The organism is Streptomyces sp. OfavH-34-F (assembly GCF_022347745.1).
In the GTDB taxonomy this organism is placed as follows: domain Bacteria; phylum Actinomycetota; class Actinomycetes; order Streptomycetales; family Streptomycetaceae; genus Streptomyces.
Map to the genome: position 1 here is coordinate 1 of NZ_JAKRGC010000488.1, position 3,190 is coordinate 3,190.

At 74.9% G+C, this 3,190-nt stretch carries 3 protein-coding genes and 1 pseudogene; all 4 read right to left on the reverse strand.

All coding sequences use genetic code 11. The annotated features are described in order from the left end of the window. Window positions 1-116: 116 nt before the first annotated feature. A complete protein-coding gene (locus tag MHW47_RS33740; protein WP_239227655.1) occupies window positions 117-689 on the reverse strand; it encodes a SigE family RNA polymerase sigma factor in 573 nt (190 codons plus the stop codon). Window positions 690-835: 146 nt separating this feature from the next. Continuing rightward, entirely contained in the window at window positions 836-2,281 is a 1,446-nt protein-coding gene (locus tag MHW47_RS33745; protein ID WP_239227656.1) for a penicillin-binding protein 2, read from the reverse strand. 105 nt (window positions 2,282-2,386) lie between these two features. Next, on the reverse strand, window positions 2,387-3,046 hold the full coding sequence (locus MHW47_RS33750; RefSeq protein WP_239227657.1) for a response regulator transcription factor: 660 nt from the start codon (window positions 3,044-3,046) through the stop codon (window positions 2,387-2,389). Beyond that, window positions 3,043-3,190 (reverse strand): annotated as a pseudogene (locus MHW47_RS33755) (histidine kinase); the annotation flags it as partial. The pseudogene MHW47_RS33755 and the gene MHW47_RS33750, both read right to left, overlap by 4 nt.

Sequence of the window (3,190 nt, forward strand, 5' to 3'; positions counted from 1 at the left end):
CCCCGCCCCCGGGCGCTCCCCGGCCATCCCGCGCTCCACGCGGGCCAGCATCCGGGCCCGGTCCGGGCGGTGGGCCCCGGCGGCCTCCCGCAGCAGCCCGGACAGTTCCTCGTCCTTCACCGGTCTCCTCCGCTGCGCTGCGCCGCGACGGCCACCCGCACCCGCGCGGCGGGCGTGTCGGGCCCCAGCAGCCGCTGCAGTTCCGCGACGGCGCGCGAGGTCTGGCTCTTCACCGTACCCACCGAGATCCCCAGGGCCAGCGAGGTGTCCCGCTCCGACAGGTCGAAGGCGTGCCGCAGCACCACACAGGCCCGCTTGCGGAACGGCAGCCGCCGCAGCGCCTCCCGCACGTCCACCACCGCGGGCACGTCCGGGCCCTCGGCCGCCCCCTCGTCCGTGCCGCCGCGCGGCCCCCAGAACAGGGCGATCCGGCGCCGCTCGCGCACCGCGCTGCGGATACGGGTCCTGGCCAGGTTCGCCACCACCCCCCGCGCGTACGCCACCGGATGCCCGGCCTCGCGGACCCGGTCCCAGCGGTGCCAGAGCGCGAGCAGCGCGTCCGCCGCCAGGTCGTCGGCCGCGTCGGCCTCACCGGTCAGCAGATGGGCGAGCCGGGCCAGCTCCGCGTAATGGGCCTCGAAGAACGCGTGGAACTCGGCGGCGGCGGCATCGTCGACGGCTGTGCCCACAGCGACCTCGTCCCTCGCGCTCGCACGCCCGGACCGTCCGGGTACGTCCCCGCCCCCGCATCCCTCGCGGGCGGGGGCGGGGCGTGAGCGTACCGCGTCCCGCAAGCGCTTCGACACGGGGGGCGGGCAACGAACCGGGAACGGCGCTACCGCCGCAGCGCCGCCTCCATCATCTTCCGGGCCACCGGCGCCGCGAGGCCGTTGCCGCTGACCTCCGAAGCGGCGGCGCCGGAGTCCTCCACCACGACGGCGACCGCGACCTGCCGGTCGCCGGCCCGGGCGTACGAGGTGAACCAGGCGTACGGGGTGCCCTCGTTGTCCACGCCGTTCTCGGCGGTGCCCGTCTTGCCGCCCACCTCCGCGCCGTCGATCCGGGCGTTGCCGCCGGTGCCCCGCTCCACGACGGTCACCATCGCGCTGCGCAGCTGCTTCGCGGTGTCCGCGGAGACGATCCGCGTGGTGTCGCCGTCCGCGAAGTCCTCCAGCGTGCCGCCGTCGCCGTCGGTCACCTTCGACACCATGTGCGGGGCGGCCAGCTCCCCGCCGTTGGCGAGCGCGGCCGTCACCATCGCCATCTGCAGCGGGGTGGCCGTCACCTCGAACTGGCCGATCCCGGAGAGCGCGGTCTGCGCCTCGTCCATGCCGCTCGGGTAGACGCTCTCGGAGGCCCGGACCGGCACGTCCAGCTTCTTCTCGCCGAAGCCGAACTTCTCCGCCATCGCCCGCACCTTGTCCTGCCCCAGGTCGACGGCGGCCTTGCCGAAGACGTTGTTGCACGAGTACTGGAGGGCCACGCGCAGCGAGGCGTTCTCGCACGGGGCGGCGGCGTTCTCGTTCCTCAGCACGGTGCGGGTGCCCGGCAGCGTGTACGGGGCGGGACTCTTCGTCGGCTCGTCCACCGAGTCGTAGAGCCCGTACTCCAGCGCGGCGGACGCCACCACCAGCTTGAACGTGGAACCGGGCGCGAGGGGCTGCCGCAGCGCCCGGTTGACCAGCGGCTTGTCCGGGTCGTCGAGCAGCTCGCGCCAGGTCGCGCCGTCGTCCGTCCCGCTGATCGACGACGGGTCGTAGGACGGCGTCGACACCATGCCCAGGATCTGCCCGCTGCCCGGGTCGATCGCCACCGCCGCGCCCTTCTTGCCACCGAGCGCCTCGCTCGCGGCCTTCTGGACGCCCGGATCGATCGTCGTCACCACGTCGCCGGGCGCGGCTCTCTTCCCGGTCAGCAGGCCCAGCGGGGACTTCAGCCGGTCGTCGGTCCCGTCGAGCACGGAGCCGTAGATCCCTTCCAGCTGCGTCGCGCCGTACGCCTGCGAGCCGTAGCCGGTCACGGCCGAGTAGAGACCGCCGTGGCGGTAGGTGCGCCGGTACGCGAGATCGCCGTCCTCCGTCCGCTTCGAGCCCGTGACCGGCGAACCGGCCACGATGATGTCGCCCAGCGGCTGCGCGTACCGCGCGATCGTGTTCCGCCGGTTGTGGTCGTCGTCTGCGAGCGCCCGTGCCTGGTACGCCTGCACCCAGGTCGCCCGGCCCAGGAGGGCGAGGACCAGCAGCAGGCAGAAGACCGAGGCGCGCCTGATCGTCTTGTTCATCCCGTTCCGGGGACGAGCGGGCCCGGGCGCTTCGTTCCCGGTTGTGCGGCTTCTCACCGATTCCTCATGTGCGGAAGCACGCGCGGGAAGAGGTCCGCCCCCCGGTCAGCCGGGGGTGACGAACCCCGACTCGTACGCCGCGATGACCGCCTGGGTGCGATCGCGGGTACCGGTCTTCGCGAGGACCGCCGCGACATGCGACTTGGCGGTCGCCGCGCCCACCGCCAGCCGGTCCGCGATCTCCGCGTTGGTCAGCCCGGCCGTCATCAGCCGCAGCACCTGCGCCTCCCGCTCGGTGAGCCGGGCGGCCCAGGGCGGGGCGGGGGGCCGCAGGGCCGGGCCGAAGGAGGCGGCGAGCCGCCGTACCGCGGACGGGAAGAGGAGCGAGTCGCCGCAGGCCACCAGCCGTACCGCCCGCACCAGCTCCTCCGCCGCCGCCCGCTTCAGCAGGAACCCCGCGGCCCCGGCCCGCAGCGCCTCGTACACGTAGGCGTCGTGCTCGAAGGTGGTGACGACCACGACGCGCGGGGCCGGGTCGAGACCGGCGAGGATCTGCTCGGTGGCCCGGATGCCGTCCGTCTCGGGCATCCGCACATCCATCAGCACCACGTCGGGCCGCAGCGCCCGCACCACCGACACCGCCTCGGCGCCGGTCGCGGCCTCGCCGACGACCTCCAGGCCGTCCTCCGCGTCCAGGATGGCCCGCAGCGCGGTGCGCACCATCCGTTCGTCGTCGGCCAGCACGATCCGGACCGTCCGGCTCATCGTCGCTCCTTCGCGGGACCGGGCAGGGGGAGGCGGGCGGACAGCCGCCACACGCCGTCGTCGCGCGGACCGGCCCCGGCGGTGCCGCCGAGCAGCAGGGCGCGCTCGGTGACGCCGGTCAGGCCGCGTCCGCCGCCGGGGCGG